The sequence below is a fragment of the Binatus sp. (SeqCode) genome (genome assembly GCF_049584895.1).
GTDB lineage: Bacteria > Desulfobacterota > Binatia > Binatales > Binataceae > Binatus.
In genome coordinates this window covers 1-25,189 of record NZ_JBAUYR010000017.1, presented here as the reverse complement: position 1 = coordinate 25,189, position 25,189 = coordinate 1, and the positions used below count along the sequence as shown (strand labels likewise).

30 protein-coding genes and 1 riboswitch are annotated in these 25,189 nt (G+C 59.9%); of the genes, 16 read left to right on the top strand and 14 right to left on the bottom strand.

Annotated elements, in window-relative coordinates:
- Positions 1-3 precede the first annotated feature (3 nt).
- From WB650_RS03230 to WB650_RS03215, 4 genes are all read right to left on the bottom strand, one after another.
- A complete protein-coding gene (locus tag WB650_RS03230) occupies positions 4-978 on the bottom strand; it encodes an alpha-ketoacid dehydrogenase subunit beta (RefSeq protein ID WP_422307082.1) in 975 nt (324 codons plus the stop codon).
- Entirely contained in the window at positions 978-1,991 is a 1,014-nt protein-coding gene (gene pdhA / locus WB650_RS03225; protein ID WP_422307080.1) for a pyruvate dehydrogenase (acetyl-transferring) E1 component subunit alpha, read from the bottom strand. Before pdhA ends, WB650_RS03230 begins: the two co-directional genes overlap by 1 nt.
- A 113-nt stretch (positions 1,992-2,104) precedes the next feature.
- Positions 2,105-2,731: a ribonuclease HII gene (locus WB650_RS03220; protein WP_422307078.1), complete on the bottom strand. Its 627-nt coding sequence runs from the start codon at positions 2,729-2,731 to the stop codon at positions 2,105-2,107.
- A 5-nt stretch (positions 2,732-2,736) separates the two neighbouring features.
- A complete protein-coding gene (locus tag WB650_RS03215; RefSeq protein ID WP_422307076.1) occupies positions 2,737-3,276 on the bottom strand; it encodes a PH domain-containing protein in 540 nt (179 codons plus the stop codon).
- A gap of 252 nt (positions 3,277-3,528) precedes the next feature.
- On the opposite strand from WB650_RS03215, the gene WB650_RS03210 reads away from it, so the two are divergent.
- The 4 genes from WB650_RS03210 (at position 3,529) to WB650_RS03195 (ending at position 6,096) form a co-directional block, all read left to right on the top strand.
- Positions 3,529-4,377, top strand: coding sequence for an LLM class F420-dependent oxidoreductase (locus tag WB650_RS03210; protein ID WP_422307074.1), 849 nt, complete (start codon positions 3,529-3,531; stop codon positions 4,375-4,377).
- A 282-nt stretch (positions 4,378-4,659) separates the two neighbouring features.
- Positions 4,660-4,854 (top strand): helix-turn-helix domain-containing protein, encoded by a 195-nt coding sequence (locus WB650_RS03205; RefSeq protein WP_422297497.1) that lies wholly within the window; start codon positions 4,660-4,662, stop codon positions 4,852-4,854.
- A 144-nt stretch (positions 4,855-4,998) separates the two neighbouring features.
- Positions 4,999-5,202 carry a hypothetical protein gene (locus tag WB650_RS03200; protein ID WP_422304311.1) on the top strand — a complete coding sequence of 68 codons (204 nt, stop codon included), beginning with the start codon at positions 4,999-5,001 and terminating at the stop codon, positions 5,200-5,202.
- 141 nt (positions 5,203-5,343) lie between these two features.
- Complete coding sequence (locus tag WB650_RS03195; protein ID WP_422304310.1) at positions 5,344-6,096, top strand: hypothetical protein; 753 nt, start codon at positions 5,344-5,346, stop codon at positions 6,094-6,096.
- 268 nt (positions 6,097-6,364) lie between these two features.
- Here the strand turns inward: WB650_RS03195 and WB650_RS03190 are convergent, their stop codons facing one another.
- Positions 6,365-8,149, bottom strand: coding sequence for an AMP-dependent synthetase/ligase (locus tag WB650_RS03190; protein ID WP_422304309.1), 1,785 nt, complete (start codon positions 8,147-8,149; stop codon positions 6,365-6,367).
- A gap of 444 nt (positions 8,150-8,593) precedes the next feature.
- On the opposite strand from WB650_RS03190, the gene coxB reads away from it, so the two are divergent.
- From coxB to WB650_RS03140, 10 genes are read left to right on the top strand one after another with little or no spacing between them, the layout of a single operon-like run.
- Positions 8,594-9,259 carry a cytochrome c oxidase subunit II gene (coxB, locus tag WB650_RS03185; RefSeq protein WP_422303753.1) on the top strand — a complete coding sequence of 222 codons (666 nt, stop codon included), beginning with the start codon at positions 8,594-8,596 and terminating at the stop codon, positions 9,257-9,259.
- Positions 9,260-9,303: 44 nt separating this feature from the next.
- Complete coding sequence (locus tag WB650_RS03180) at positions 9,304-11,058, top strand: cytochrome c oxidase subunit I (RefSeq protein ID WP_422303754.1); 1,755 nt, start codon at positions 9,304-9,306, stop codon at positions 11,056-11,058.
- Positions 11,059-11,079: 21 nt separating this feature from the next.
- A complete protein-coding gene (locus tag WB650_RS03175) occupies positions 11,080-12,069 on the top strand; it encodes a COX15/CtaA family protein (RefSeq protein WP_423959384.1) in 990 nt (329 codons plus the stop codon).
- The gene (gene cyoE, locus WB650_RS03170; protein ID WP_422303756.1) at positions 12,066-12,971 is read left to right on the top strand and encodes a heme o synthase; all 906 of its coding nucleotides are present in this window, start codon (positions 12,066-12,068) and stop codon (positions 12,969-12,971) included. The genes WB650_RS03175 and cyoE overlap by 4 nt, the downstream gene beginning before the upstream one ends.
- 9 nt (positions 12,972-12,980) lie before the next feature.
- Complete coding sequence (locus WB650_RS03165) at positions 12,981-13,106, top strand: hypothetical protein (protein ID WP_422303757.1); 126 nt, start codon at positions 12,981-12,983, stop codon at positions 13,104-13,106.
- A gap of 1 nt (position 13,107) precedes the next feature.
- Positions 13,108-13,767: a cytochrome c oxidase subunit 3 gene (locus WB650_RS03160; RefSeq protein WP_422303758.1), complete on the top strand. Its 660-nt coding sequence runs from the start codon at positions 13,108-13,110 to the stop codon at positions 13,765-13,767.
- Between the two features lie 26 nt (positions 13,768-13,793).
- Positions 13,794-14,036, top strand: coding sequence for a hypothetical protein (locus WB650_RS03155; protein ID WP_422303759.1), 243 nt, complete (start codon positions 13,794-13,796; stop codon positions 14,034-14,036).
- 53 nt (positions 14,037-14,089) lie between these two features.
- Positions 14,090-14,713 (top strand): cytochrome c oxidase subunit 3, encoded by a 624-nt coding sequence (locus WB650_RS03150; protein ID WP_422303760.1) that lies wholly within the window; start codon positions 14,090-14,092, stop codon positions 14,711-14,713.
- Between the two features lie 45 nt (positions 14,714-14,758).
- A complete protein-coding gene (locus tag WB650_RS03145) occupies positions 14,759-15,151 on the top strand; it encodes a cytochrome C oxidase subunit IV family protein (RefSeq protein ID WP_422303761.1) in 393 nt (130 codons plus the stop codon).
- Positions 15,152-15,166: 15 nt separating this feature from the next.
- Positions 15,167-15,637: a DUF420 domain-containing protein gene (locus WB650_RS03140; protein ID WP_422303762.1), complete on the top strand. Its 471-nt coding sequence runs from the start codon at positions 15,167-15,169 to the stop codon at positions 15,635-15,637.
- Between the two features lie 102 nt (positions 15,638-15,739).
- Here the strand turns inward: WB650_RS03140 and WB650_RS03135 are convergent, their stop codons facing one another.
- The 9 genes from WB650_RS03135 to WB650_RS03095 form a co-directional block, all read right to left on the bottom strand.
- Positions 15,740-16,351 (bottom strand): glutathione S-transferase family protein, encoded by a 612-nt coding sequence (locus WB650_RS03135; protein ID WP_423959381.1) that lies wholly within the window; start codon positions 16,349-16,351, stop codon positions 15,740-15,742.
- A 249-nt stretch (positions 16,352-16,600) separates the two neighbouring features.
- On the bottom strand, positions 16,601-17,212 hold the full coding sequence (locus tag WB650_RS03130) for a glutathione S-transferase family protein (RefSeq protein WP_422303766.1): 612 nt from the start codon (positions 17,210-17,212) through the stop codon (positions 16,601-16,603).
- Between the two features lie 50 nt (positions 17,213-17,262).
- Entirely contained in the window at positions 17,263-18,648 is a 1,386-nt protein-coding gene (locus WB650_RS03125; RefSeq protein WP_422303767.1) for a phenylacetate--CoA ligase family protein, read from the bottom strand.
- 32 nt (positions 18,649-18,680) lie between these two features.
- Complete coding sequence (locus WB650_RS03120) at positions 18,681-19,097, bottom strand: hypothetical protein (protein ID WP_423959378.1); 417 nt, start codon at positions 19,095-19,097, stop codon at positions 18,681-18,683.
- A 101-nt stretch (positions 19,098-19,198) separates the two neighbouring features.
- On the bottom strand, positions 19,199-19,984 hold the full coding sequence (locus WB650_RS03115; RefSeq protein ID WP_422301459.1) for an alpha/beta fold hydrolase: 786 nt from the start codon (positions 19,982-19,984) through the stop codon (positions 19,199-19,201).
- A complete protein-coding gene (locus WB650_RS03110) occupies positions 19,981-21,285 on the bottom strand; it encodes an LLM class flavin-dependent oxidoreductase (protein ID WP_422301457.1) in 1,305 nt (434 codons plus the stop codon). The genes WB650_RS03115 and WB650_RS03110 overlap by 4 nt, the downstream gene beginning before the upstream one ends.
- A 45-nt stretch (positions 21,286-21,330) precedes the next feature.
- A complete protein-coding gene (locus WB650_RS03105; RefSeq protein ID WP_422301455.1) occupies positions 21,331-22,029 on the bottom strand; it encodes a TetR/AcrR family transcriptional regulator in 699 nt (232 codons plus the stop codon).
- A 527-nt stretch (positions 22,030-22,556) separates the two neighbouring features.
- Positions 22,557-22,895, bottom strand: coding sequence for a hypothetical protein (locus tag WB650_RS03100; protein WP_423959376.1), 339 nt, complete (start codon positions 22,893-22,895; stop codon positions 22,557-22,559).
- 257 nt (positions 22,896-23,152) lie between these two features.
- Positions 23,153-23,650: a DUF2321 domain-containing protein gene (locus tag WB650_RS03095; RefSeq protein ID WP_422305919.1), complete on the bottom strand. Its 498-nt coding sequence runs from the start codon at positions 23,648-23,650 to the stop codon at positions 23,153-23,155.
- Between the two features lie 252 nt (positions 23,651-23,902).
- Here WB650_RS03095 and WB650_RS03090 point away from each other — a divergent pair, with 252 nt between their 5' ends.
- Entirely contained in the window at positions 23,903-24,595 is a 693-nt protein-coding gene (locus tag WB650_RS03090) for a hypothetical protein (protein ID WP_422305913.1), read from the top strand.
- A gap of 98 nt (positions 24,596-24,693) precedes the next feature.
- A riboswitch (cobalamin riboswitch) is annotated at positions 24,694-24,857 on the top strand.
- 122 nt (positions 24,858-24,979) lie between these two features.
- Positions 24,980-25,189, top strand: a 210-nt coding sequence (locus WB650_RS03085) for a hypothetical protein (RefSeq protein WP_423959374.1), incomplete at its 3' end; no start/stop codon positions are given.

Sequence of the window (25,189 nt, the reverse complement as noted above, 5' to 3'; positions counted from 1 at the left end):
GTCTTAGGTCAGTTGCTCCGCCGCCTTCACTATGTCACCCGCGCTCGGCAGCGAAGCGTGCTCGAGATGCTTGTTGTACGGCATCGGGCTGTCGAGCGCGGCGACGCGGACCACGGGCGCGTCCAGCGAATCGAATGCGGCCTCGTGAATCTGCGCCGCGATCTCGGCGCCGGCGCCACCGGTGCGCCATCCTTCGTAGGCTACGATTGCGCGGCCGGTTTTCTTAACCGACGCGATGACGGTCTCCATGTCGAGCGGGTTTAGCGTTCGCAGATCAACTATCTCCGCGTCGATGCCGGAGTTCTCGAGGACTTCAGCCGCTGCGATCGCGTCGTATACGCACTTCGAGTAAGTGACTATAGTCACATCCTTACCCTCGCGAATTACATTTGCCTTGCCGAACGGCACCAGGTACTCGGGATCTTCGGGGACCTCGCCCTTCACACCATACAGCGACTCGTGTTCGAGGAAGACCACCGGATCGACCTGTCGAATCGCGGTTTTCAGCAGTCCTTTGGCGTCAGCGGGCGTAGCTGGGATGACGACGCGGAGCCCGGGACAGTGGAGGAAATACGCTTCGAGGCTCTGGCTGTGCTGCGCGCCCAGCTGATGGCCTCCGCCCTGTGGAGCGCGAATGACTACTGGCACATTAGCCTTGCCGCCAAACATGAAGTGTATTTTGGCAGCGCTATTGACTATTTGATCCATAGCCAGCAGCCCGAAGTTGATAGTCATCAATTCTACTACTGGTTTCAGCCCGCCCATCGCAGCGCCGATGCCTGCGCCGACAATAGTCAGTTCCGAAATCGGGGTGTCGCGCACGCGCTTCTCCCCGTAAACCGCGAGCAGGCCGTCAGTGACCTTGAACGCGCCGCCGAAGTAGCCGACTTCCTCGCCCATGATGAAGACCCGCTCGTCGCGATCGAGTTCCTCACGCAGGGCCTGATTCAATGCTTCGCGGTACGTGATTTGCGCCATCACTTATCCTCGGACGCGTACACGCCCTTGCCCAGTTCATCCATCGAGGGCTCGGGCGATTCGTCGGCGAACTTGACCGCGTCATCGATAGTCGCGGCGACTTCATTCTCGACTTCGGTGAGCTTCGATTCGGTCGCGCGCTTTTCGGTCAGCAGGCGGCGTCGCAGATTCTTGATCGGGTCGCGCTCCTGCCAGATCCTTTCCTCGCGCTTCGAGCGATACTCCGCAGGATCGGACATCGAATGACCGCGGAAGCGGTACGTCACCGCCTCGATCAACGACGGTCCGTCACCGGCGCGCGCACGAGCGACCGCCTCCATCGTCGCGCCGTAAACGTCGAGCACGTCCATCCCGTCCACCCGCACGCCCGGCATCTTGTACGGCTCGGCAAAACGGTAGAGCTCCTCCTGGCTGATCGCGTTCTGGACCAGAGTGCCCATCCCGTAAAAGTTGTTCTCACAGATGAAAACCAGCGGCAGCTTCCACAGCGACGCCATGTTCAGCGTCTCGTGAAACGCGCCTTGCGGAAGTGCGCCGTCCCCAAAGAAGCAGCAGACGACCTCGGGGCCTTCGTTGTAGCTGACCGCGAGGGCGAGGCCGCATGCGATCGGCAATCCGCCGCCGACGATCGCGTATCCGCCCATGAAGCGCAGGTCCTGATCGAACAGATGCATCGATCCGCCGCGTCCATGCGAGATGCCGGTGGACTTGCCGAACAACTCGGCCATCACGAGGCGCGGGTCGGCGCCCTTGGCGAGGCAGTGCCCGTGCTCGCGATAGGTCGAGACGACGTAGTCTTTGTCGTAGAGCGCGTAGATCGAGCCGACCGCGACAGCCTCCTCGCCGGCATAGAGATGACAGAAGCCGGTGATTTTGCCGCGGCTGTACATCTCGGCGGTCTTCTCTTCGAAGCGCCGGATGAGCGTCATGCGTCGATAGAGGTCGAGCAGCTGACTCTCGTGAAGAGTCAGCAGCGCGTGCTGAGCAGTATGCTTGTCGCGTTCGAGTGCCATCGTGGTTTAAGCGTAACCCGATCGGAGATAGTGGTAAACCGTAGTCAACATTAATGCAGTTGGAGGAACTTTGATTGAAAGTGAAAAACTGGGTTTCGTCAAGCGGAGCGATATCAAAATAGAAGGCGCTGCGCCGATGCTGCCACTGGCCAGAATGATCGGCGATGGATTGGCGATGGGCCGAGCTTGATCAGCAATTGCATGTGCTCGTTGGTGCAGTAGCCCTTGTGTTGCGCGAAACCGTAGCCGGGATATTGGCCGTCGAGGTCCACCATCATGCGGTCGCGTGTGACCTTGGCGATGATCGACGCGGCTGCGATACAGAAGCTCTTGCGATCGCCGCCCACGATTTTGGTTTGCGGCAGTTCGAGGCGGGGAATCAAGCGACCATCAACCAGCACGTGGCCGGGCGTGAGCCCCAGGGCTTCGAGCGCACGGCGGCTCGCGGACATCGTCGCCCAAAAGATGTTGAGACGATCGATCTCATTCACTTCGGCAACTCCGATTCCGACCGCGATTGCCTGCTCGCGAATCGGGGTAAACAGCTCCTCGCGCTGCTCGTGCGTCAATTGCTTCGAGTCGTGCACGCCGCGGATGAACGTCTCCGGCGCGAAGACGACCGCGGCCGCGACCACCGGACCCGCCATCGGACCGACGCCCGCTTCGTCGACGCCGGCTACCGCCTCGATGCCGACTTTCCACAGCCGTCGTTCGTAGCGCAGGTCTGGTCGCTTGCTCATCGCGCTTACGCCATCCGTTTAAGCCGCGCTTTGCGAATCGTTTCGGCGGCGAGATCGGGATCCTGGATGTCGTTGAGACGGATAGCGTAGTCGGCGCTGGCGGCCGACGCGATCGTGATGTCGCCGAGTCCGAACATCCGTTGAAAGACGCGCTTGTCGACTTCCACCGACCGGATGTCCGCCAGTTCCATCTCGCGCCGGCGCGACGCGACCAGCCCGCGCTTTTCGATGAGCCGATCGGAAGTCAGGCTCCAGTTGACGGTTCGCGCGCGAATCATCGTGACCAGCCACGTCAGCACGCCGAGCGCGACTACTACGAATGCCGCCTGGATCGGTTGAAATTTGACGTAGAGCAGGCGGCCGCCGGCCGCGATCAGAATCCCGCCGACCAGGAATCCGTTGGCGTAGTACCATAGCGAGGGGCGGAACGTGGCCAGCGCGTACTCGCGAACTGCAGACGGCTTGGGCGCGAACAGCCGCGTACCGCATCGAGAGCAGAACGCCGCGCCTTGCTGATTTTCGTTACCGCACTGGGGACATCTCATCGCACGCCCGCCTCATCCGCCTCATCGGAAAGAGTCGTAGTCGATGCGATTATGAAGACGGGTGATACGCCGCGTCAATGCAGGGGTAACTTCTGCACCAAGGATTAAGAAGACCCAGGTCGCAGGTCTTCTCCCTCTTCGAACTATTTTTGTGTCATTCTGAGCGAAGCGAAGAAACCCGGAGCCGCGCTCGACGCGGCAGTGTTCTCGGCGCCTTGCGACTAGTACTGACGATACGTAGAAGGTGAAAAAATGAAATTCGGACTATTCGGAATCAACAATGGACCGTGTGCGTTTCCAAAATGCGCCGCTGCCGTCGCGCGCGCGGCCGAAGACGCTGGCTTCGAAAGCGTCTGGACGGGCGAGCATGTGATACTGCCCGACCCGCAGGCGCCGCCGTCCCCAGTGGCTGCCGACTACCCGATGCTCGATCCTGCGATCTCGCTCGCGTTCGTCGCAGCGCATACGACCAGGATTCGGCTCGGCACCGGTATCATCATATTGCCGCAGCGCAACCCGGTGGTGCTCGCCAAAGAACTAGCGTCGACTGACGTGTTGTCCAACGGGCGGCTGATTTTCGGAATCGGCGTCGGATACCTGAAGCCGGAGTTCGACGCGATCGGTGCACCCTTCGATCACAAAGGAGCGCGCTCCGAGGAATGGCTCGCGGCGATGATCGCGTTGTGGTCGATGCCGAAGCCGGAGTTCAGCGGCAAATGGATTTCGTTCAAGGGCGTCAACGCGATGCCGCGCCCGGTGCAGCAGCCGCATCCCGAGATAGTGTTCGGCGGGCATACCAGGGAGGCATTCAGCCGGGCCGCGCGCCTCGCCCACGGATGGTACGGGTTCGCGCAGGACCTCGACGGTACCGCGAAGTGCGTCGAGGGTTTGCGGACGGCGTGCAAGGCGGCGAACCGTCGCTTCGAGGACGTGGAGATAAGCATCACGCCAAGTCCGCGAGTGAAGGTCACAAGCGACACCGCGAAGCGCTACGCCGACCTCGGCGTGAGCCGGCTGATTTTGCTGCAACGCGGCGCCGACGAAGCGGCGCTGCTCGATGGCGTCCGTGAGGTCGCGCGCGAGCTGATCGGCAAGGTTTAACTCGCAGTTAACGGGACTCTGGGCAGTCAGAATGGGACAACAAGCGTCCCAGGAACGCGACGGAGAGCATTGATACGTCGCGTTGATGGCGCGACTGTCATTTTTCGGTCGTAGTGGCAAAATCCTACCGTCTGCGGCATCCAATCGCAGTCGCAGACCGCTTTATTCGTGTGACATTTCGATTCGCAGTCTCTCGGCACGCAACTTGCGATTAGGCTCCTCAAAGGTCGCTTGAGTAATCGGGCGAGACCATAAACAGGATTTGAGGAGGGGAACTGAGAGATGTTGAAAAACGACAGCAGTCACGTACTGACGGTCAAGGAACTCTCTGACTATCTGAAGGTTCATCCTTCGACGATATATCGGCAGCTCAAGCGCGGACGGCTACCGGCGTTCAAGGTCGGCAGCGACTGGCGCTTCAATATCGAATCGATCGACCGATGGCGTCTCGAGCAGGATGCATTCAAAGAGATGTAGAACTGCCGGGCGCGTGTAGCGGGGGGAAAGGGGCGCTGGGGGAGAAGAGGGGAGTCACGCAGAGGGCGTCCGCCAGGACGCCCGGCGTGGCTAATTTCCGGACCCCGCGCGCGAAGTCGAGCGGGCGAGCGTGGAGGAGAGATTATGCGTTTAACTATTGTAGCAGGATTGATCTTGGGCGCGTCGCTGGCAGTTCAGTCGATGCTCAACAGTTACGCCAGGGCAAAAGCCGGTCCTGCGGCGACCGCGGTCCGCGTCCACGTCCACGAAGTCGCCCCATGGTACATCGCGAATGGCGCCGTGCCTGGCGCGGCGCGTCTTGCAGGCATCATCGTAGGATCAACCTGAACTGATCACCTATCTGCGATTGTTCCTCTTCCCTCGAGGGTGAAGGGGATAGGGGTGAGGTTCTTCGAATCGAGCAGGATACTGGTGCCACACAACACGACAAAGTAGCGTACTCGGAATCGGCAATCTGGCCGATCACCAATGCTCGGCTTCTCTCCGAAACTGCCAGTTAACGAAAAAGAGCGGCGGTGGGTCGACGAGGGTTTCGCCCGACTCGAAGCGATGCTCGGTCGTAATCGCCTGCTCGAAGCAAAAGTCGTCATTCCCGATGCTAAACACTTCCCCGACGCATTCGACAGAAGCGAGGCCTCAGTGGAAAAGCTGGTCCATCGAGTCTGCGAATACATGCATATCGATCGGACTCGCATCAAGCTGGAGATATTTCCCGATGAGGCAGAGGAGCTCCGCGAGAATTCGCTTTGGAGCATACAAACAAATCGGCCCGCTGGTATCTACTTCGGCCACGAATCGGTGATGGATGAAGACGGCAAAGCCGTCATTGCGCTCAAAAGCTCGGTGCTGAAAGATCCGATAGTTCTGGTGGCGACGATCGCGCACGAACTCGGCCACTTAATTCTTATTGGCGACGGGCATTTGGATAGGAGCACGGCCGATCATGAACCGATGACCGATCTGCTGACGGTTTTCCTCGGACTAGGAATATTCAGCGCGAATTCCGCCGCGCGATTCAATCATCATGATCACGGTGGCGGATGGCACAGCTGGTCGATGCGGCGGCTCGGCTATCTGACGCAGGGAGTTTACGGATACGCGCTCGCGAAGTTCGCGGCCGAGCGCGGCGAGATTAAGCCCGAATGGACGCAGCATCTTTCGACGAACGTCCGCGTATATTTCAAGCGCTCAACCGCCTGGCTGGCGAAGAATGCGAAGTGAGACCGCGCCCTCACGCGCTTGGTCTTAGCCTGAAGTTCAAATCCGATCGGCCGAAAGCCGGACAGAGAACCGCACAAAAGCCCTCTGCCCTCCGCGGGCACTGCGCTGGATTCAAACAACCTAACCCCTTCCCGAGCGGGAAGGGGAACCGGATTCATCGGATCTTAAGCTGATCGAGAGCAAAGTAGTGCGCTGCGCGCAACTTTGCGATTGACACTGGGTGCAGGGGTCACCCCTGCCTCGGGGGCGGGGCGAGGAGCCCCGCGTCTCAATCCCCGTACATCGAATCAATCTGATCCTTGAAGTGCGCCTGCACGACCTTGCGCCGCACTTTTAGCGACGGCGTCAGCTCCCCGTTTTCCTGCGTGAGCGGCGGGACTATCGTGAAGGTCGCGATCGCCTCGACGTCGGAGAGTTGCTTGTTGATCTCGCGAATCCGCCCCTGAACGAACGTCTTCAACTCTTTCGATTTCCCGAGCGCGTCCGTGTTCTTCGGATCCAGGTTGTTCTCTTTCAAAAAATCCACGAGATTTTCGTAGTCCGGCACGACCAGTGCGGCGAGATGCTTGCGGCGATCGCCGATCACACACGCTTGGCTGATGAATTTGTCTCCCGTCAGTTTGCTCTCGACGTACGCGGGCGAAATATTCTTGCCGCCCGACAGCACGATAATTTCTTTCTTGCGATCTGTGATCGAGATGTATCCCTCGACGTCGATCTTCGCGATGTCGCCGGTATGCAGCCATCCGTTTTCGTCGATCGCTTCCTTCGTCTCTGCCTCGAGCTTGTAGTAGCCCTTCATTATATTCGGGCCGCGCAGCAGCAACTCGCCGTCCGGCGCGGTCTCGACCTGGATGCGTTTTAACGGCAGTCCCACCGTGCCGATTCGAGTTCTGCCGTTGTGCAGATTCACCGCGACCACAGGAGACGCCTCGGTCAGGCCGTAGCCTTCGACGATTGGAACTTCGGCGGCCGACAGGAACCGGTTGATCTCCGTCGGCAGCGGCGCACCGCCGGAAATAAGGTAGCGGATCCGATTTCCAAAAATCGCGCGCACTCGCGCAAAGACCAACCGCCTGAACACCGCCATCGAGATCGCGAGCAGTGGCGGAAGCGGCTTCCCGCGATTGCGATACTCTGCCGCCTGCTCGCCGGCGTTGAGCGCCATTTTGAATAATCGCTGACGCATCGGCGGCGAAGTCTCGACCGTGCGCATCACGCGACTGTGGATCACTTCGAGCAGGCGCGGCACCGTGAGCACTACCGTCGGCTGGACCTCGGTCAGGTTCGACGCGATCTGCCCCAGGCTTTCGGCAAACGCGATCGTTCCTCCCGCCATCGCGACCGTGTAGTAGCCCGCCGTCCGCTCGAACGAGTGCGCGATCGGCAGATGCGACAGCGTCATGTCAGTGTCGTTGAGACCGAGCGCTGCCAGCGAGTCCTCCGCATTGGCAAGCAGGTTGCCGTGCGAGAGCATCACGCCTTTCGAGACGCCTGTGGTGCCCGACGTATAGATGATCGTCGCGAGGTCGTCGCTGCTGCCCTCGACAATCGCCGCCGGCGCCTCGGCACTTAGCGACGCCGCGGTCATGACGGCCGGCGTTCCATTCGCGGCGGGCGCGGATTCCGCTCCGCGATGCATGGCGACAACTGCGGTGACCTCGGGAATCGACGCGCTGATGCCGAGAATCTTCTTGACCATCTCGGGACCGTTGGCCGCGATCACCTTCGCGCCCGAGTCGCTGATGACATGCGCAGTCTCTTCAAGTCCGCTGGTCGTGTAGAGCGGCACCACGATCGCGCCGAGCCCGAGCACTGCCTGATCGACCACGATCCATTCGGGGCAATTGTCCGAGAGGATGGCGACGCGATCTCCCGGCCGCACTCCGAGACCGAGCAGGCCGGCGCGCAGTTTTCCCGCGGCCTCCGAAACGTCGCTCCACGAATGGTCGGTCCAGACCTTGTCGCGCTTGTCCTTAAGGAACGCGCGCGCGCCGTACTTCTGGGCCTGCGCCTCGAAGTTTTGCGAAAGGGTCGCCACGCGATCAGGCATAAGAAACCAAGACCTCCTGTTCCTCAACTAGCGTTTGTAGCTCAAACATTTGATGCCGCCAATCGTGCGACACCATGTCATCCTGACGAAGCGAGCAACGCGAGCGGTAGGAAGGATCTCGGACAGCTTCGCGTCCAGCGAAGCCGGTACCGGTTTCGAAAATCGCGCAGCGCTCCTTAGATTTGTGCGCGCATCGACCCTTCGATCCTCCGTTCGCGAACCGCTTGAAATTGCTGGCGAAATATGAGCGTCATGTCGTGGTTGATTAAGCGCAGGTTGCGGCGGTGGACAAGGATTTTTCATTTCACTAATCGTGGTGCTGACGGGCATAATCGCACCGAATTCATGAATCGCAACGCGTTGGCAGTTGGTATCAGCCGCCCTGATCGGCGCGGCGACGCTCGTCCGTTATTCGCACGTTGATAGCGCAGAGGTGACGCTTCGATGCTCGAGCATCTGTATTTTCCGCACGACATCTCGACCTTCGGTCCCAGGATCGATTTTCTCTTCGAGCTGATTTTCTGGATCGTGCTGGTCGTCTGGATCGCCGTGATGATCGCGATGGTGGTCTTCATGGTCCGCTATCGCACCCGGCCCGGCCGCAAGGCGGAATATATCGAAGGTAATTCCCGTCTCGAGATAATCTGGACCACCGCCACCACGGTCATCCTGATCACCCTGGCTATCATGAGCCGCTCGACCTGGGCCGACATCAAGGAGCATGGGCCGCCGGGCGACGTGTTCTACAAGGTGAACGCCAAACAGTTCAACTGGGAAATCACCTACCCGGGACCCGACGGAAAATTCGGCAAGGGCGAACTCGAGATGGACAACGAGTTGCACGTGCCGGTCAACAAGGTCGTACGGATCGATCTGACGTCGAAGGACGTCATTCACAGCTTCTTCGTCCCCAATATGCGCCTCAAGCAGGACGCCGTTCCGGGACGCCTCATTCACGTGTGGTTCGAGGCAACCGAAGTGGGGCAATACGAAATTCCATGCGCGGAGCTTTGCGGCTTCGGGCATTCCGGGATGAAAGGCAATCTGACAGTGCAGTCGGAAGAGGATTACGAGAAGTGGCTCAAAGACGAGTATCAGCAGAACAAGTAATGCCCGCACTCACCGGCCATGTCCCCGGAAGGAGCTAGTCGAAGATGAGTAGCACGGCAGCGGTTGCGGCACACGGCGCTCACGCTGAGCATCATCAGCTCAGCTTCATGCGCACGTATATTTTTTCCGAAGATCACAAAATGATCGGCCGCCAGTTCCTGTTCATGGCGCTCTTCATGATGTCGATCGGCGGCCTGATGGCGATGCTGATGCGGTGGGAACTCGCGTTTCCCGAAACCGCGGTCCCCGGTTTCCACTGGGTGCCCGAGCCGTTCATGTACGACGGCGCGATTCCGCCTAACACCTACAATGCGATGTTCACGATGCACGCCACCATCATGATCTTCTTCGTGGTGATGCCGATCCTGGTCGGATGCTTCGGCAACTTTCTCATCCCGCTGATGATCGGCGCGCGCGACATGGCGTTCCCCAAGCTCAACATGCTCTCGTTCTGGGTCGGCGCCGTCGCCGGCGTGATCATGCTGTCGTCGTTCTTCGTGACCGGCGGACCCGCAGCCGCGGGCTGGACGTCGTATGCTCCACTCAGCGCAGTGCCGATATATACGGGCGTCGATTGGGGCCAGGACTTGTGGTGCATCAGCATCATCGTGCTCGGCGCGTCGTCGCTGATGGGCTCGATCAACTACATCACCACCATCATCAACATGCGCACCAAGGGCATGTACTTCTTTCGCATGCCGCTGGTGATCTGGTCACTGTTCATCACCGCTATTCTGCTGCTGCTGGCGCTGCCGGTGCTGACCACCGCGCTCGCGCTGCTGCTATTCGATCGCATGGGCGGCACGCATTTCTTCCTGCCCGCGGGCGGCGGCGAGCCGCTCCTGTGGCAGCATCTGTTCTGGTTCTTTGGCCATCCCGAGGTCTACATCATGATCCTGCCCGCGATGGGCATCTCCTCGGAAATCATCTCGGTGTTTTCGCGCAAGCCGATCTTCGGCTACCGCGCGATGGCGTATGCGATGATCGCGATCGCGTTCCTGTCGTGGGTCGTCTGGGGCCATCATATGTTTCAGTCGGGGATGGACCCTGCGCTCGGCAGCAGCTTCATGATCACGACGATGATCATCGGAGTGCCGTCCGCGATTAAAACCTTCAACTGGCTCGGTACGCTCTACAAGGGCAACATCCACTACACCGCTGCGATGATGAACGCGCTGGCGTTCGTCGCGATGTTCGTGATCGGCGGCCTGTCGGGAATCTGGATGGCCTCGACTCCTGTCGACATGTACATCCACGATACCTACTTCATCGTCGCCCACATTCATTACGTACTATTCGGCGGTAGCCTGTTCGGCATCTTCGCCGGCGTGACCTACTGGTATCCGAAGATGTTTGGCCACATGATGAGCGAGAAGCTGGCCAAGGTTCATTTCTGGATCACCTTCGTCGCCTTCAACTGCACCTTCTTCCCGATGCATATCCTCGGGATGGCGGGCCACATGCGCCGTATCTACAATCCGCAGCAGTACGATTTCCTGAAGCCGATCATTCCGATCAACGAATTTATTTCGATCAGCGCGTTCGTGCTCGGCGCCGCGCAGTTCCTGTTCCTCGCGAACATAATCTACAGCTACTGGTGGGGCGAGAAGGCCACCGAGAATCCGTGGCACGCGAATACGCTGGAGTGGACAACGCCGTCGCCGCCGCCGCATGGCAACTGGCCCGGCCCGGTGCCGGTCGTTTACCGTGGACCGTACGAGTACAGCTCGCCCGAGGTCGCGGAGGACTACCTGCCGCAATCGCAGTTGATTGAACACACGACGGCCGCGGCGGACTAGTCAGTCGAATAGCCAGTAATGATGAATCAGTCGCCAACTGAGGTTGAGAAGGCGCGCGGACTGCATCGCTTTGCGGTGCTGACTGCGGGCGCCACCTTCTGCCTCATCTTCGTCGGCGGACTCGTCACCTCGACCGGCTCCGCGCTCGCCGTTCCCGACTGGCCATTGGCGTTCGGCAAACTGATCCCAGCGTGGCAGGGCGGCATTCGTTTCGAATTCGGTCATCGCCTCGCTGCCGGAACCGTCGTCGTGCTCACACTCGTACTGATGGCGTGGGCATGGCGCGCCGAACCCCGCCGATGGGTCCGCAAACTCGTCATGCTCGCGTTCGGGCTGATCATCGTGCAGGCCGTCCTCGGCGGAATCACCGTGCTGTTCGAATTGCCGCTTGCGATCGCGGTCACGCACGCCGCGACGGCGCAGGCGCTGTTCTGCCTGATGGTATCGATCGCCATCTTCACCAATCCGCGCTGGGAAACCAGGCCGCACGTCGACGATCCGCCGTCGAGAATCCCGCTGACGACGCTCGCTGTCGCGACCACCGCTATCATCTATATGCAGATTCTGGTCGGCGCGCTGATGCGCCACATGAGCGCCGGACTTGTGATTCCCGATTTTCCGCTTTCCTTCGGCTACGTAATTCCGCCGTACTGGAACGAGTTCATCGCGGTTAATTTTGCGCACCGATGCGGCGCGGTCGTCGTCACGGCGATGGTGTTGTGGACGGTCGTGCGCGTGCTCCGGACCCATCGCGAGGTCGTCGCGCTCCGACGTCCCGCGCTCGGCCTGTTCATCCTGCTGGTCGTGCAAATTTGTCTAGGCGCGATCACAATCTGGAGCGGCCGGATGGTGATTCCGACCACCAGCCACGTCGCCGTCGGCGCTGGCGTCCTCGCGACCAGCCTCACGCTGACACTTCGCGCATATCACATTCTCGGTGCGCCGAACCGCGCGCATGCGATCGAGTCGCGCGCGTCTTCGCGCGTAATCGAACGGCAGGTGACCGCGTGAACGCCAAAGTCGCGCTCGCCGAATCCGCAATCACGCTGCCGCGCGGCCGCGTGAGCGATTACTTCGAGCTGACCAAGCCCCGCGTCGTCCTGATGGTGCTCGTCACGACCCTCGCCGGTTTCTATCTCGGCGGTCGCGCCGGCTTCGACATTACCCTCGCGCTGAACCTGCTGGCGGGCACTGCCCTGGCGGCGGGCGGAACGCTCGCACTCAATGAATACGTCGAGCGCGACACCGACGCGATGATGGATCGCACCCGCAATCGTCCGCTGCCCGACATGCGGATGCGTCCGGCGGAAGCGCTGACGTTCGGCGTGCTCGCGACCGTTGCCGGCTTCCTCTACCTGACGTTCGCGACCAACCTGCTTTGCGCAACGGTGACCGCCGCAATCACGATCATCTACCTCGGCGTGTACACTCCGCTGAAGCGCTACACCTGGATGTGCAATATCGTCGGCGCAATTCCGGGCGCGCTCCCGCCCGTGGCAGGATGGGCCGCGGCGCGCGGCGCGCTCAGTTGGGAGCCGATAGTACTGTTCGCGATCATGTTCCTGTGGCAGTTGCCGCACACGATGGCAGTTGCGCGGCTTTATCGCACCGACTACGAACGCGCCGGCATCCACCTGCTCCCGGAAGACAACATCCGCGGCGGAAATGCTTCGAATCCGATCGTCATCGCGGGAAGCCTCGGACTTATCGCCATCGGAATCATTCCGACCATGCTCGGCTATGCCGGAATCCCGTACCTGGTAATCGCATCGGCGATGGGTGTCTGGATGCTGGCGTTTGGAATCACGATGGTGCGTTCGCCCGGCAATTCGAAAGCGGCGCGCCGGTTGCTGCTCGCGTCCATCGTATATTTGCCAATCGTTTTGTTAGTACTCGTTCTGGATCGCGTGTGAGTAATCGAAATGCCTACGCTGGTTACGCGCGAAGAGCGCAAAGAAGAAATCTGGCGGACGCTGAAAATTCTGATCGGCGTCATGGTGCTGCTGGTAACGATCTCGGTCGTGACGATCATAGTGAAGCATCATTGATATGGCGTTCGGAATGACAGCCTCGACCGCGAAAGTGCGCCCGTTGGTGGTGCCGCTTCGTCGCGGCCGAACCTCTGACTCTGGCTCTGGTGGCGATCAGGTCGAACGGCCGTTCATCAGCAGCGCGATGATCGCGGTCATGATGGTCATCGCGTCGGAGATGATGCTGTTCAGCGGACTCATCGGCACCTTTCTCGTCTACCGCATGTCCTCCGCCTTCTGGCCGCCGCCTTCCTTGCCGAGACTTCCGATCGAAGTCACCTGGGTGAACACCGTCGTGCTGCTCTCGAGCGCGGTCACGATGACTCTCGCGATCCGCGCGGTGCATCGGAGCCGCCAGCGCCTGACGCGCCGCTATCTGCTGGCAACGCTCGTGCTGGGACTGACGTTCCTCGCCGTGCAAGGTAGCGAATGGGTGCGCCTCGTCGCGCACGGCCTGACGATGTCGAGCAGCATGTACGGCGGCACCTTCTATCTGCTGATCGGATGCCATGGAGCGCACGTTACCGCCGGTGTCATCTGGCTCACGTGCGTCGTGTGGTTTGCGATGAGCGGCAGGTACAACGCGCGCAACGCCCACGCGATTGAGCTGTGCGCCGTGTATTGGTATTTCGTCTGCGCAGTCTGGCCGCTCCTGTTTGGGCTGGTATATCTAATGTAGCTCGGCGGAATTGAAAGATGAGGACCATGAAAAATAAAAAATTTACCGCTGCCGCCATCGCGAGTGCGATGATCACCGCGGCTCCGCGGCTCGCGAACGCGTGCGCGACGTGCGGGCTCGCCGACGGCGATCAGGCACTCCATGCCTACAAGACCAGCGTGGTGTTCATGCTGGCATCGCCGTACGCGGCGTTCATCGCGATCGGCGGGGTTACTTACTTCTTTTATCGGCGATCGACACGCCAGGATCCGAATTCAGATACCAAGTAGTCAATTCCAATGAATACTGACTATAGCCATTTGTCCCAAAGAGGAAGGTTGCGATGAGCGAGGCCGCTGCAGTAGACACCCACGATCACAGCACGGTGCAGGCCGACCAGTTAGAACCGTCGCTTACGCCGGGAAATCTCGGCAAGCTCGGGATGTGGTCGTTCCTGGCCGGCGACGCGATGACGTTCGGCGCCGCAATCGCCGCGTACGGCGCGCTGCGCATCGGCAATCCGAACTGGCCGTCGCCCGCCGTCTTTCTCGGCATCACCACCACCGCTGTCATGACGTTCATCCTGATCTGCTCGAGCGTCACCATGGTCGAGGCGCTCAGCTCGATCCAGACCGGCAGGATGGCGCGCTATCGCAACTTCATGGCGCTGACCGTTCTCGGCGGCCTCGTGTTCCTCGGGATGCAGGCGTTCGAGTGGCATCACCTGCTCGGCGAAAAAGGAATGTCGATCAAGGTCGACCTGTTCGACGCCACGTTCTTCCTCCTGACCGGCTTTCACGGCTGTCACGTTTTCGGCGGCGTCGTCTACAACAGCGTGCTGCTGATTCGCGGCATGACCGGCAAGCTGACGCCGGCCAAAGCGAACCTGGTCGAGATCGCGGGGCTGTACTGGCATTTCGTCGACCTGGTGTGGATCCTGATCTTCACGTTCATCTACCTGATTTAGCGCGAGCGTTTTTCAACGATCACGGCGGGAGAAAAAATTTAAACCATGACGACGCAAGCTGCGATTTCAGGACATCCGGCCGAGCATAGCGGGCCGAACTACATTGCGGTTTTCATCTACCTTTCGGTGCTGACCGCGATCGAGCTGGGCGTTTATGCGATGGGCCTGCCGCAAGTCGCCAAGGTCGGCCTGCTGGTTGCTCTTGCGTGGGCGAAAGCCGTGCTGGTCGCGATGTACTTCATGCATCTCGCGATGGAAAAGAAGGCGCTCGCAATCATCGCGATAATCCCGGTGATACTCGTCACGTTCCTATGCTTCATGCTGCTGCCGGATCTGACGACGCGGATGTGGACGCGGTACGATCATCCTCGCCCCGTTACGAGTCCCGCCGAGATGGGCGCGCATCCGGTCGCGCCGCCACCGATGCAAACGCCGTAGTTTGGCGAGGCTGGATTGGATTCCTATCATTCGCTGGCCCCCCTCAACGCGTTCCTGAACGGATGCGCCGCGATCCTGCTGCTCGCGGGATTCATCTTCATCAAGAAGAGATGGGTGCGGGCGCATCGCGCGTGCATGATCAGCGCGATGGGTTTCTCCGCCGTCTTCCTGACTTCGTATCTCGTCTTCCACTATAACGTCGGCAACGTGCGCTTCAGCGGCGAAGGATGGGTCCGCTCGCTGTACTTCTCGATCCTGATTCCGCACGTGATCCTGGCCGGGGTGATCGTACCGCTCGCGATCACGACGATTTGGTTCGCGCTCCGCGGCAACTTCCGCCGTCATCGCGGAATCGCGCGATGGACCTGGCCTCTATGGATGTACGTCTCGGTCACGGGCGTGATCGTGTACCTGATGCTCTACCAGATGTACACGCCGATCTACCCGATGCCCGCCACAGCCTACGCCCAATCCGTTCTAAAATAATCCGGTCCCCCTTCCTTCGAGGAAAGAGGTGGCAAATAAACCCGGTCCCCCTTCCCGCTCGGGAAGGGGTTAGGGGTTGGGTTGCTCGCATCAATCGTGATGCTACGCCTTCGCGCTCGGCCTACTCGATACCGCCTGATGCCATCGCGCGAGGTTCTTTTGATTCTCCTGAATTCGGATTTGCGTGGTGCGCCCGAAATCGATTCCGATCAACGCGGTGATATCCGCAATCGTGTAGCGCGGTCCTGCGATGAACTCGCGATCTGCCAGCACCGTGTCGAGCCATTCCAATCGCTTGATCACCGCGTTCTTACAAACCTCGCCATATTCCTTGACCTGCGGGATGCGTCCCTTGAAGAAGTCGCTGGTGTTGCGGAACGATCCCGCCGCCATCGACAGCACTTCGAACTCCATCCGCCGATTCCACATCTCGACGACAGCTTTGTCCTTCGCGTCGACGCCCATCAGCGGTGGCTCGGGCTTGATGTCCTCGAAGTAGCGGCAAATCGCGACCGACTCGGCGATATGCGTTTCGTCGTCGAGTTCGAGCACCGGTAGCCCGCCCATCGGATTGATCTTCAGGAACTCAGGCTTGCGATTGTCCGCAGTCGCGATATTGACCTGCTCGAAGGGAACATTGTTGATGCCTTTCTCCGCGAGAAAAACGCGAACGCGGCGTGGATTCGGGGCTCCAGTAAAATCGTAAATTTTCATAGTTGCAATTTAAAACTGTCAGCGCCAATCGTCAACCGCTTTTCACATCGTTGTCATTCAGAGCCGCTGCGGCGAAGAATCCCGGCGACACTGTGCGGTCGAGCACTGCCCCGGGATTCTTCGCTCCGCAGACTCCGCTCTGAATGACACGTGCTGCGGCCTGGCGACCCGTTCGCGTTGCGATCGCGGCGCCCCTGTAACCCATTCTTTGTGTCATTCAGAGCCGCTGCGGCGAAGAATCCCGGGTCCTCACGCCTTTGCGCTTGGACGGCTCGATACCGACTGATGCCATCGCGCGAGATTCTTCAGCGCCGGGTCGACCGCGACGCCCGCCATCTGCGCGGCGAAATCGACCGCGACTTCGGCGGTGATATCCGCGATCGTGAAGCGGTCGCCGGCGATAAATGATTTGTTGCCGATCTGTGCGTCGAGCCATTGCAACTGTTGCCTGGTGGTCTCGCGCTGTGTTTCGCCATATTCGGGAAACTGCTTGAGCCGCGCCTTGAACAACTCATTCGTATGCTGGAACGCTCGTCCAGCGGCGCCGAACAAGCCGAGCTCGACTCGCCGGTTCCACATTTCGATTTCAGCTTGCTCGCGGCTGTTCTTGCCCATCAGGTTGGGTTCCGGATGCAAGCTTTCGAGGTAGCGGCAAATCGCGACCGATTCCGCCAGGTGAGTTCCGTCGTCCAGTTCCATCACCGGCAGGCCGCCTGCGGGATTCTTCTTGAGCATCTCGGGCGTGCGGTTCTGGCCGCTGAAAATGTCGACCTGCTCGGTCGGAATCTTGAGTCCTTTTTCCGCTACGAAAATTCTGAGTCGTCGAGGATTAGGAGCGAGAGCAAAGTCATAAATTTTCATAATGGTTGCAATCTAAAGCCGGCCGCACGTTCGCGTCAACCGTGAATCGTTTACAGCGTGCGACGCCGATCGATCACGCGGCGTGCCTTGAATTCGGTGCGGGGCAGGGTGCCGGGCGCTGAGAGATGGATTCGCGGCCGCAGTTCGCATTGTCGGATAACTTCAGCTTCGAGCCGAACGCGGAGCTCGTTCGCATATGTTTCACCGACGGGAACTGAGGTCTCGACGACGATCGTGAAAGCGTCCATCACGCCCTCGGTCTCGAGCACGATTTGGAACTCGTTGCCGAGCGCGTCGAACCCGCGCACGATTTCCTCGATGACGCTCGGAAAGAGTTTGAGGCCACGAATGTTGAGCATGTCGTCGGCGCGTCCGTTGAAGCCGCCGCGAGCGCGCGCGAAGGTTCGACCGCATGCGCACTTGCCGTAGTCGAAGGTCGCGAAGTCGCCGACCAGGAATCGCAGTTGCGGCGATCCCTCCGAGTTGAGGTTGGTCACCACCGTCAATCCACGCGCGCCCGGCGGCACCGGCTCGAACGTGTCGGGATCGACCAGCTCCCAGATCTGCAAATCCTCCTGAACGTGAGTCGCGATCGGATCGCGCTTGAGTCCTTCACGGCAGGTGAACGCCCATCCTGCCGGCACCGCTTCGGTGCATCCGTAAACGTCGTGCAGCTCGGCGTTCCAGGTTTCCTCGATTCGCCGCCGCGTCGATGCGATCCCGGAGGCCGGCTCGCCGCCGCAAATAATCTTGGTGATCGAGCTGGCGGCGGGATCGCCACCCGCCTCGCGCATCGCGCCTGCGAGATGAAGGGAGTACGACGGCGTCGCGACCAGGATCGTGGGCCGGTAGAGGTCGATCATCTGCAGGCGGCGCTCGGTCGGCACGCCGCCGGGCACGACCGCGACCTTCATCAGGTTGAACGCGTGATGAATCGACCAGAAGAACACGTGCGGATTGTAGTTGGTGCAGGTGAGAGCGCTCTCGCCCGCGCGCACGCCCATCGCATACAACGCGCGCGCGCTGGTCCTCGCCCACAACTCGGCGTCGAGCGCGGTGTAGCGAAACGATCGCGGCGTCGCGGTCGTGCCCGAGGTCGAAAATATCATCCAGCCGCGCTCGCGCCAGGTGCGGTCGTCGATCGGCGTGTAGGTTCCCCACGGCCGATGCGCCGCGACGTCGCGCGCCATCTCGTCTTTGGTGGTGACGGGGAACTTCGGGAGATCGGCGAGCGTCCTGAGGTCGGCAGGCTTGAGCTTCGCGGCTTTGAACTTTGCGCGATAGAACGGGCTGTGCTCGTAGAGGTACGGAAGCATCGCGGCGAGCTTTTCATCCTGGATATCGCGAATACGCTCGCGCGAGGCGCATTCGAACTGCGGCGCCCAAAGCCGCTTGCTCGCAGGCTCGCGCATCGCGCGCCCGAATTTCTCGAGCACGCCGATCCATCGATCTCGCGAGTTGAGTTTCTTCAGCTTAGACGCTCGCGATGGTAAGCGAGATAAATCGCGGTGCCGACCGATCCGGTCAGCGAAAGGAACAGATACATCACTATGAAACTCTTGGTCGGCGGCGGCAGTTGATGGAGCGACCAGAACAAGACCATGTTCGCAGGCACGTAGAACGCATACACGAACGAGAGCGGCAAGACCCACGCTCGCAGGTTCCAGATGCCGTACGCGTAGATGAGAAGTATGATCCCGAAGATCGGGCCGAGTATGAGGTTGTGCGCGACGCCGTGGAACTTGTGGCCCAGAACCACCAACCCGCCGACAGCGGGATTGTTGACGTACTGAAGCGGCTTGGTGAAATCGGAGAGTGCGAGCAGCAGGAACAGCACAGTCATCACTGTGAGGAACCATCCCCGTCGAGCGATTTTACTTGCCATGCGCGGGACGGTAATCGCGTGCGCACTCAGATTCAAGCCGTGAAAAGAAACGGCCGGAGCCATCGAGGCTCCGGCCGCCCTTCGATCTATTCAGTTGGCGCTCACCCCTTCAGAAATTTCCGGATCGCGCTCACGAGTGCTTCCTGCTGCTCGTACATCACCATGTGGCCCGCGTTCTTGATCAGTTCGAGCTTGCAGTTCTTGATCCTGCTGGTGAACTCCTTGGCGTAGACCGGCGGGATCAGCTTGTCGTCGTCGCCCCACAGCAGGAGCGTCGGCGCTTGAATCCGATAGGCACGCTTCTTGAGCCCGCGATCTGGAATCGGCCACAGAAATTTGCTCGCCGTCGCAAACCGCTTCACGCGCTCGACGTACATCACCTCGAGCGCTTTGAAGTCCGTCGGTATCGCGGTCATCATCTGCGCCGCGGGTGAGTTGGGATCGTGGAATAGCAGCGGCGCAATCTCGGTCAGCTGCGCGGCGAACAGGTCGGCAATCGGCGCGTCGTCGATCCAGAAACCGGCCGGCGCTATCAGCACGAGCTTCTTTGCGCGATGCACGTCGAAGGCCGCCACTTCCGCCGCGAGCATCCCGCCCATCGAATGGCCGACGATATTGGCAGTCGGGATGCCGAGCTCATCCATCAGCTCATGAAAGAACAGGACGGCGTCGGCGATGTCGTCGATATGCTCGTTGCCGGTCGACTCCGCGTAGCCGGGAAATTGCGGCGCGTAGACTTTGAAGGTCTTGCCGAGCTCCTCGAGGAACGGCTCGACCGGCATCAGGCCGCCCGCGCCGTGGATGAACAGGAGCGGCTCGCCGCTGCTCCCGTAGGTTTGCATCTCGAGCGAGAACTTTCCGTTTAGAAGTTTCTGAGTCGTAATCATTTCGCGCTCCGAGCCTCCGCCGAGGCCGACGCAGAGGCGCGCACGGTGCCGTTGGTTTCCGCCTTTTGGAAATGGACCGGTGCCGGCTTCGCGAAATCCGCTTGCGGCAGATCACGCTTGGGCGACCAGCGATCCTCGAAGTCGGTCCACAGGTCGCGCATATACGGCATGACCTCGGTGGCGAACAGGTTGGTGCTCTTGCGCACCAGCTCCGGCGGCATCGATCCGATTTGCTGCAGTATCATCAGATGCCCGCAGTTGAGCGACTTCATCGCCTCGCGCAGACGCTCGCGCACCGTCTTCGGCGATCCCGCGATCACATAGCCCTGATCGATGAAGTCCTTCCATTTCAGGCCCTCGCGACGCATCGCAGCCTGGTCGCCGACCTGGCCGAGAATTCCCGCCTTGATCGTCTTCACCGTGCGATAGCCCGGCGCATCGGCGAAGCCGTTATAGACGTGCAGGCACCGGTTGTAGAAGTAATCCATGTGCGGCGCGTAATCCTTCTCCGCCTGCTCGTCGGTCTCCGACACGGCGACGACCTGCGCGAAGCCGAGGCTGTAAGGATTCAGCTCCTTGCCCTTCTTCGCCATCACTTCCCAATAGCCGTCGGAAACTTTCTTGCCCGCGATATACCCGAAGTAGGAAAGGAAGCTGTACTGGTAATCGTGGTCGGCGCAGAAGTCGTAGGTCTCGACCGATCCGCCGCCGGGAATCCAGATCGGCGGATGCGGCTGCTGGAGCGGCTTCGGCCACAGGTTCACGTAACGCAGCTTGGTATACTTGCCGTTGAACGAGAACACGTCCTTGGCCTCCCACGCCTTGATGATCAGATCGTGAGCCTCGTAATACTTCTCGCGAATCGTCGCGGGAACTTCGCCGTAGCAGAAGTTGGTATCCATCGAAGTGCCGACCGGGAAGCCGGCGATCAGTCGTCCGCCCGAGATCACGTCGAGCATCGCGAATTCCTCGGCGACGCGAATCGGCGGATTGTAAAGCGCGATCGAGTTGCCGAGCACCACCAGGTTGGCGTTGCGCGTGCGGCGGGTGAGCGCCGCCGCCATGATATTCGGCGACGGCATCAGCCCGTACGCATTCTGATGATGCTCGTTGACGCCCAGCCCGTCGAAGCCCATCGAGTCGGCGTATTCAAGCTGATCGAGGTAGTCGTTGTAGAGGCGATGGCCAACTTTGGGATCGTACAAATCGCGCGGGATATCGACCCACACGCTGTGATACTTTTCCTTGAAGTCCTCAGGCAGGAACCGATACGGCATCAGATGGAACCAGGTAAATTTCATAACTCGTTCTCCTTTGTGATCGTTGTCGTCCTATGCCGGTCGCGATCACGCGGACGGGCGGACGCCGACCTCTTCTAAATTTGTTTCCCCGCTAGTCCTGGCGCGCGACTTAATTCGCGCGCGGTTCATCACTCTGCTTCTGCTCGCTTTTCTTCTCACACTCAGTTGCGAGGCGGCCAGATGCGACTCGAGTGCCTCGTCGACAAAATGCTCGGGGTTGAGGCCGGTGACGTCGCGGAAGAAATTCCCGTCGCCCATCAACATGAATGCGCCGTTCATGCTCGCCCATACCACAGCGGCCGTCTTGCGCGGGCCCATCGAGTTGGCGATCACGCCGCCTTCGAACGCGCGCCTGATAGTGCCTTCCCAGAGTCCGAAAATCTCGTGGCTCAAATCCATCACGCGCTGAAAGTTGCGTTTTTCAATATTACGTTTCAGGCGCTGGTGGAGTTGCGAAAACACCACCGAATGCTGCGACAGAAAGATCTCGCGCGATTCGCGCAGATAGTCGAGATATGCGGTCGCAATCGCCTTAAGCTCGTCGAGCGGCTCCAGCCGCCGCGCGAAGATTCCGAGATAGCGCGCGCGAAGCTGCTCCGCGCGATCAGCGATCAGATTCAGATAAAGGTCGTCGCGCGAGGAGTAGTAAAGGTAGATAGTCCCGACCGCAACCTCGGCCTCGCGCGCAACCATTTCGATAGTCGCGCCTTCGAGCCCGTGCTTGGCAAAAACTTTGGCCGCCACCGCGTGAGGATAGCCTGCCCGCGCGCATGCCGCTCCCGCCGATGCCGCTCCTGAACGCCCATCAGCTAAGAATTCCCCGCAATGAATGAAGATTCATATTCTGAACTCAACCTCATAGCGCGATCGCTGAAAACTGTCAAACCTCGGAGGATGGGTCTGATTCCCCGTTCCAGATGAAAAGGGATTAGGGGGAGAGGATGACAGGCTGACGTATCTGGTTCCCCTTTTCCATTTTGGAAAGAGGCCAGATGGATAGGATGGACTAGGCCGACGTATCTGATTCCACCTTTCGATTTTGGAAAGGGGCCGTGGGGATAGGACGACGAGGGCGAGATGCCTGATCCCCCCTTTCCATTTGGAAAGGGGGTTAGGGGGATAGGACACCCGCGTCCGGCTCCCTCCCTGATTCCGCTTCCCCGTTCTCACCAGTGAGAACGGGGAAGCGGAAGGCGGGAGTAGGAAATCGCGCTGTCCTAACCCCCCTCACCCCTTTCCAGATGGAAAGGGGGAACAGGCAAGGACGCCTGCTAATCATCCCGCGCCCCAGACCGTTTCAACATTCGAAAAAGAAAAAGGACGGACCAGCCAACCGCAGCGAACGTGAGCGCGTTCGCTGCAGCCCACTCCCCGTAAGTGACCAGCATGTCTGCCGCCATCCGCCGATCCTCGAGTGCGATCTCTCCTAAAGAGCGCGGCCACTGCGAAACCAGCCATTCCGACGTCTGCACTTCCAAATGAAAGTGCTGCACCGACAAAAAGAAAATCGGCGGCGCCAACGATCCAATCAGCGCACAAACCAACAGGACCGTTCTCGCGATTTTCATTCGTGATGCTGCGACGATCGAGTAGGCGGATTGTATACTCATCCCGAGCGCGCGGCTTCATCACAGCTCGTGCTACCCAATTCTTTGTGTCATTCAGAGCCGCCGCGGCGAAGAATCCCGAATCTTTTTCTTCCCCTCTCCCAGGATGGGAGAGGATCGAAGGTGAGGGTCCGATTGCAGCGCGCATCTTCCGCGCGCGATTCAAGATTCTTTGCGACGCTCGATTCGGCCCGAGCTAAGGCTACTGGAGTTGAGGGAACCCAGAATTGCCTTCTCTGCACTGAGTCTCAGCCCTGCACTCAGGGACCCCCGATTTGGCGCCGTGCACCCTCTGCAGCCAGGGTATAGAGTATGTGCTTGAGCCCGTCGGATAGGAGCTTACGACTGCCCTTCAAGGTGATCCGCTGGAATCGTGCGATAGCAACCGGAGTACCGGGGCCTTCTCTAAACAGACTTGGAACGCTTTCCACGAGTGCATTTCGCTCATCGTCAGAAAGTTCAACTGTCTCTATTGCGAGCTTGCGAGTCTCGTCAATCGCTAGTCGAGTCCAGGGATAGGCCGTGCCACAGTTCCCGCAGTATGCCTTAAGGTACTTTTGTTTCGACATAGCAATGAGGGGCATTGCGCCAGGAATCGGTGCTTTACAGGAACCACAATGGTTCGTTGTCGCCCTCCCGCAAGTTTCGCAAAAGTTTGTGTTGAACTGCGGTCGTAAGCGGAAGCTCGGATTGATCACGTGGCCAGTTAGGCAGATCTGCGCGATATCTCGCCGCTCCTCCTGCTCATCATCACTCATCCAACTGGTCATCGGACCGATCCTCCAATTGTGCGTCTCATCCCAAAGCCTATGCGAGCGTTCCGGAATTTAAACGTCGGGCTTTCATCCTATCCAGTATATCACTGTCGGCCGCCGATCTCTTGTTCGGGGGCTGGGACATGAACAGAGGGCGTGGACGCCTCCGACCAGAATTCTTCCATACCTCTCTCCGAGTTCAGGGATGAACTGTTCATCCTTATGCCACCCCACAAATTGTGTGACGGATCATCTATGAACAATACTCACCCCAATCCCGACTCGCCCGAAGCACTCGACACCGCACTGCCCGCGCTTTCGCCGCGACAGCTCGCCGCTCGTCGCGCTAACGCCCTCAAATCTACCGGCCCGCGCACATCCGAAGGCAAAGAGACCGCCCGCCTCAACGCGCTCAAGCACGGATTTTTTTCGTGCGACGTCGTCAATTCAGAACTCGACGGCTCCGCTCGCGTAGACGAGTTCAACGCGATGCTCGATGCCCTGCTCGAAGAGTTTAAGCCGGAATCCGTCCACGAGCGCATGATGATCGATGAGCTCGCAGCATGCTGCTGGCGCATCCGCCGATTACTCCGCTACGAATGTCGCGAAACGTGGTCCGATGAGGACGAGGCCCGCCGCGCCGCCAGGACTGAAACCCCCAGCGAGGCGATAGCATCCATCATGGGCTACGATCGGCAAGCCGCCCGTCAGCGCACCGCGCGCAAGTTCCGCCGCGCCGGACTGGACGTCTTCTCCCTGCCGTGCGATTCCGACATCGATAAAATCGTCCGTTACGAAAGACTCATCAAGCGCAACCTGTACCGCGCGCTGTACACTCTCGAGCGCATCCGCGCCGCACGCCGCCAGTCTGCATCATCCGACCCAAATCAATCATCGCCGGCATCACTCAGTCACGAGCGTGAACTGCTTGACGAAAACAAATTTTGACGGAACGAAGCTACCGGTAGAGCCCGGCCATCGCTCAACCACAACGGGTGGTATGAAATTGCTCCTCTCAGACCAATCTGCCCGTCAGAACTGCGCTCAAGAAAACCGGTTGACTTGGCTGGCGAGGCGGGTAATGTGCTTGAGAATTCGTCCGGGGAAGCCGGTGAGAGACCGGCGCTGCCCCGCAACTGTGAGCTGGGCGCCGCTTAGGAAATCGCGGCGCTCGTCGAGTCAGGCGACCGGGCGAATCGATGGAGCCGTGAGAACCTTCGCGGGTGAGGGAGGCTTCGGGACGCACGCAGATCCGTCGGCACCTATCCAGCCGGCGGTCCGTCGCTCCTGGCCACTTCCATTTTTAATCGCGAAGTTCAGGCCGAAGCGACGTTGGAAGACGAACAGTACAAACCGCAATTTTCAAATGATGCGAGCGTGCCGCGCTCGCGGCGCCATGTCGCGTCGTTTGCAGCGTCGATCGTTGCTCATGCGGCGGTCGTCGCGATGATCGTGTGCTTCGCATCGCCGCTCGCGCGAGGGCATAGCGAGTGGGTGCTCGCGTATCTGGTCGAGGGCGCAGATGGCGGCGGCGCAGATGGC

What these genes read in the sequence shown, in the direction of transcription:
- WB650_RS03230 (WP_422307082.1), bottom strand. Translation starts at nt 978, where the DNA reads ATGGCGCAAATCACGTACCGCGAAGCATTGAATCAGGCCCTGCGTGAG.
- pdhA (WP_422307080.1), bottom strand. Translation starts at nt 1,991, where the DNA reads ATGGCACTCGAACGCGACAAGCATACTGCTCAGCACGCGCTGCTGACT.
- WB650_RS03220 (WP_422307078.1), bottom strand. Translation starts at nt 2,731, where the DNA reads ATGAGCAAGCGACCAGACCTGCGCTACGAACGACGGCTGTGGAAAGTC.
- WB650_RS03215 (WP_422307076.1), bottom strand. Translation starts at nt 3,276, where the DNA reads ATGAGATGTCCCCAGTGCGGTAACGAAAATCAGCAAGGCGCGGCGTTC.
- WB650_RS03210 (WP_422307074.1), top strand. Translation starts at nt 3,529, where the DNA reads ATGAAATTCGGACTATTCGGAATCAACAATGGACCGTGTGCGTTTCCA.
- WB650_RS03205 (WP_422297497.1), top strand. Translation starts at nt 4,660, where the DNA reads ATGTTGAAAAACGACAGCAGTCACGTACTGACGGTCAAGGAACTCTCT.
- WB650_RS03200 (WP_422304311.1), top strand. Translation starts at nt 4,999, where the DNA reads ATGCGTTTAACTATTGTAGCAGGATTGATCTTGGGCGCGTCGCTGGCA.
- WB650_RS03195 (WP_422304310.1), top strand. Translation starts at nt 5,344, where the DNA reads ATGCTCGGCTTCTCTCCGAAACTGCCAGTTAACGAAAAAGAGCGGCGG.
- WB650_RS03190 (WP_422304309.1), bottom strand. Translation starts at nt 8,149, where the DNA reads ATGCCTGATCGCGTGGCGACCCTTTCGCAAAACTTCGAGGCGCAGGCC.
- coxB (WP_422303753.1), top strand. Translation starts at nt 8,594, where the DNA reads ATGCTCGAGCATCTGTATTTTCCGCACGACATCTCGACCTTCGGTCCC.
- WB650_RS03180 (WP_422303754.1), top strand. Translation starts at nt 9,304, where the DNA reads ATGAGTAGCACGGCAGCGGTTGCGGCACACGGCGCTCACGCTGAGCAT.
- WB650_RS03175 (WP_423959384.1), top strand. Translation starts at nt 11,080, where the DNA reads ATGAATCAGTCGCCAACTGAGGTTGAGAAGGCGCGCGGACTGCATCGC.
- WB650_RS03165 (WP_422303757.1), top strand. Translation starts at nt 12,981, where the DNA reads ATGCCTACGCTGGTTACGCGCGAAGAGCGCAAAGAAGAAATCTGGCGG.
- WB650_RS03160 (WP_422303758.1), top strand. Translation starts at nt 13,108, where the DNA reads ATGGCGTTCGGAATGACAGCCTCGACCGCGAAAGTGCGCCCGTTGGTG.
- WB650_RS03155 (WP_422303759.1), top strand. Translation starts at nt 13,794, where the DNA reads ATGAAAAATAAAAAATTTACCGCTGCCGCCATCGCGAGTGCGATGATC.
- WB650_RS03150 (WP_422303760.1), top strand. Translation starts at nt 14,090, where the DNA reads ATGAGCGAGGCCGCTGCAGTAGACACCCACGATCACAGCACGGTGCAG.
- WB650_RS03145 (WP_422303761.1), top strand. Translation starts at nt 14,759, where the DNA reads ATGACGACGCAAGCTGCGATTTCAGGACATCCGGCCGAGCATAGCGGG.
- WB650_RS03135 (WP_423959381.1), bottom strand. Translation starts at nt 16,351, where the DNA reads ATGAAAATTTACGATTTTACTGGAGCCCCGAATCCACGCCGCGTTCGC.
- WB650_RS03130 (WP_422303766.1), bottom strand. Translation starts at nt 17,212, where the DNA reads ATGAAAATTTATGACTTTGCTCTCGCTCCTAATCCTCGACGACTCAGA.
- WB650_RS03120 (WP_423959378.1), bottom strand. Translation starts at nt 19,097, where the DNA reads ATGGCAAGTAAAATCGCTCGACGGGGATGGTTCCTCACAGTGATGACT.
- WB650_RS03115 (WP_422301459.1), bottom strand. Translation starts at nt 19,984, where the DNA reads ATGATTACGACTCAGAAACTTCTAAACGGAAAGTTCTCGCTCGAGATG.
- WB650_RS03110 (WP_422301457.1), bottom strand. Translation starts at nt 21,285, where the DNA reads ATGAAATTTACCTGGTTCCATCTGATGCCGTATCGGTTCCTGCCTGAG.
- WB650_RS03100 (WP_423959376.1), bottom strand. Translation starts at nt 22,895, where the DNA reads ATGAGTATACAATCCGCCTACTCGATCGTCGCAGCATCACGAATGAAA.
- WB650_RS03095 (WP_422305919.1), bottom strand. Translation starts at nt 23,650, where the DNA reads ATGAGTGATGATGAGCAGGAGGAGCGGCGAGATATCGCGCAGATCTGC.
- WB650_RS03090 (WP_422305913.1), top strand. Translation starts at nt 23,903, where the DNA reads ATGAACAATACTCACCCCAATCCCGACTCGCCCGAAGCACTCGACACC.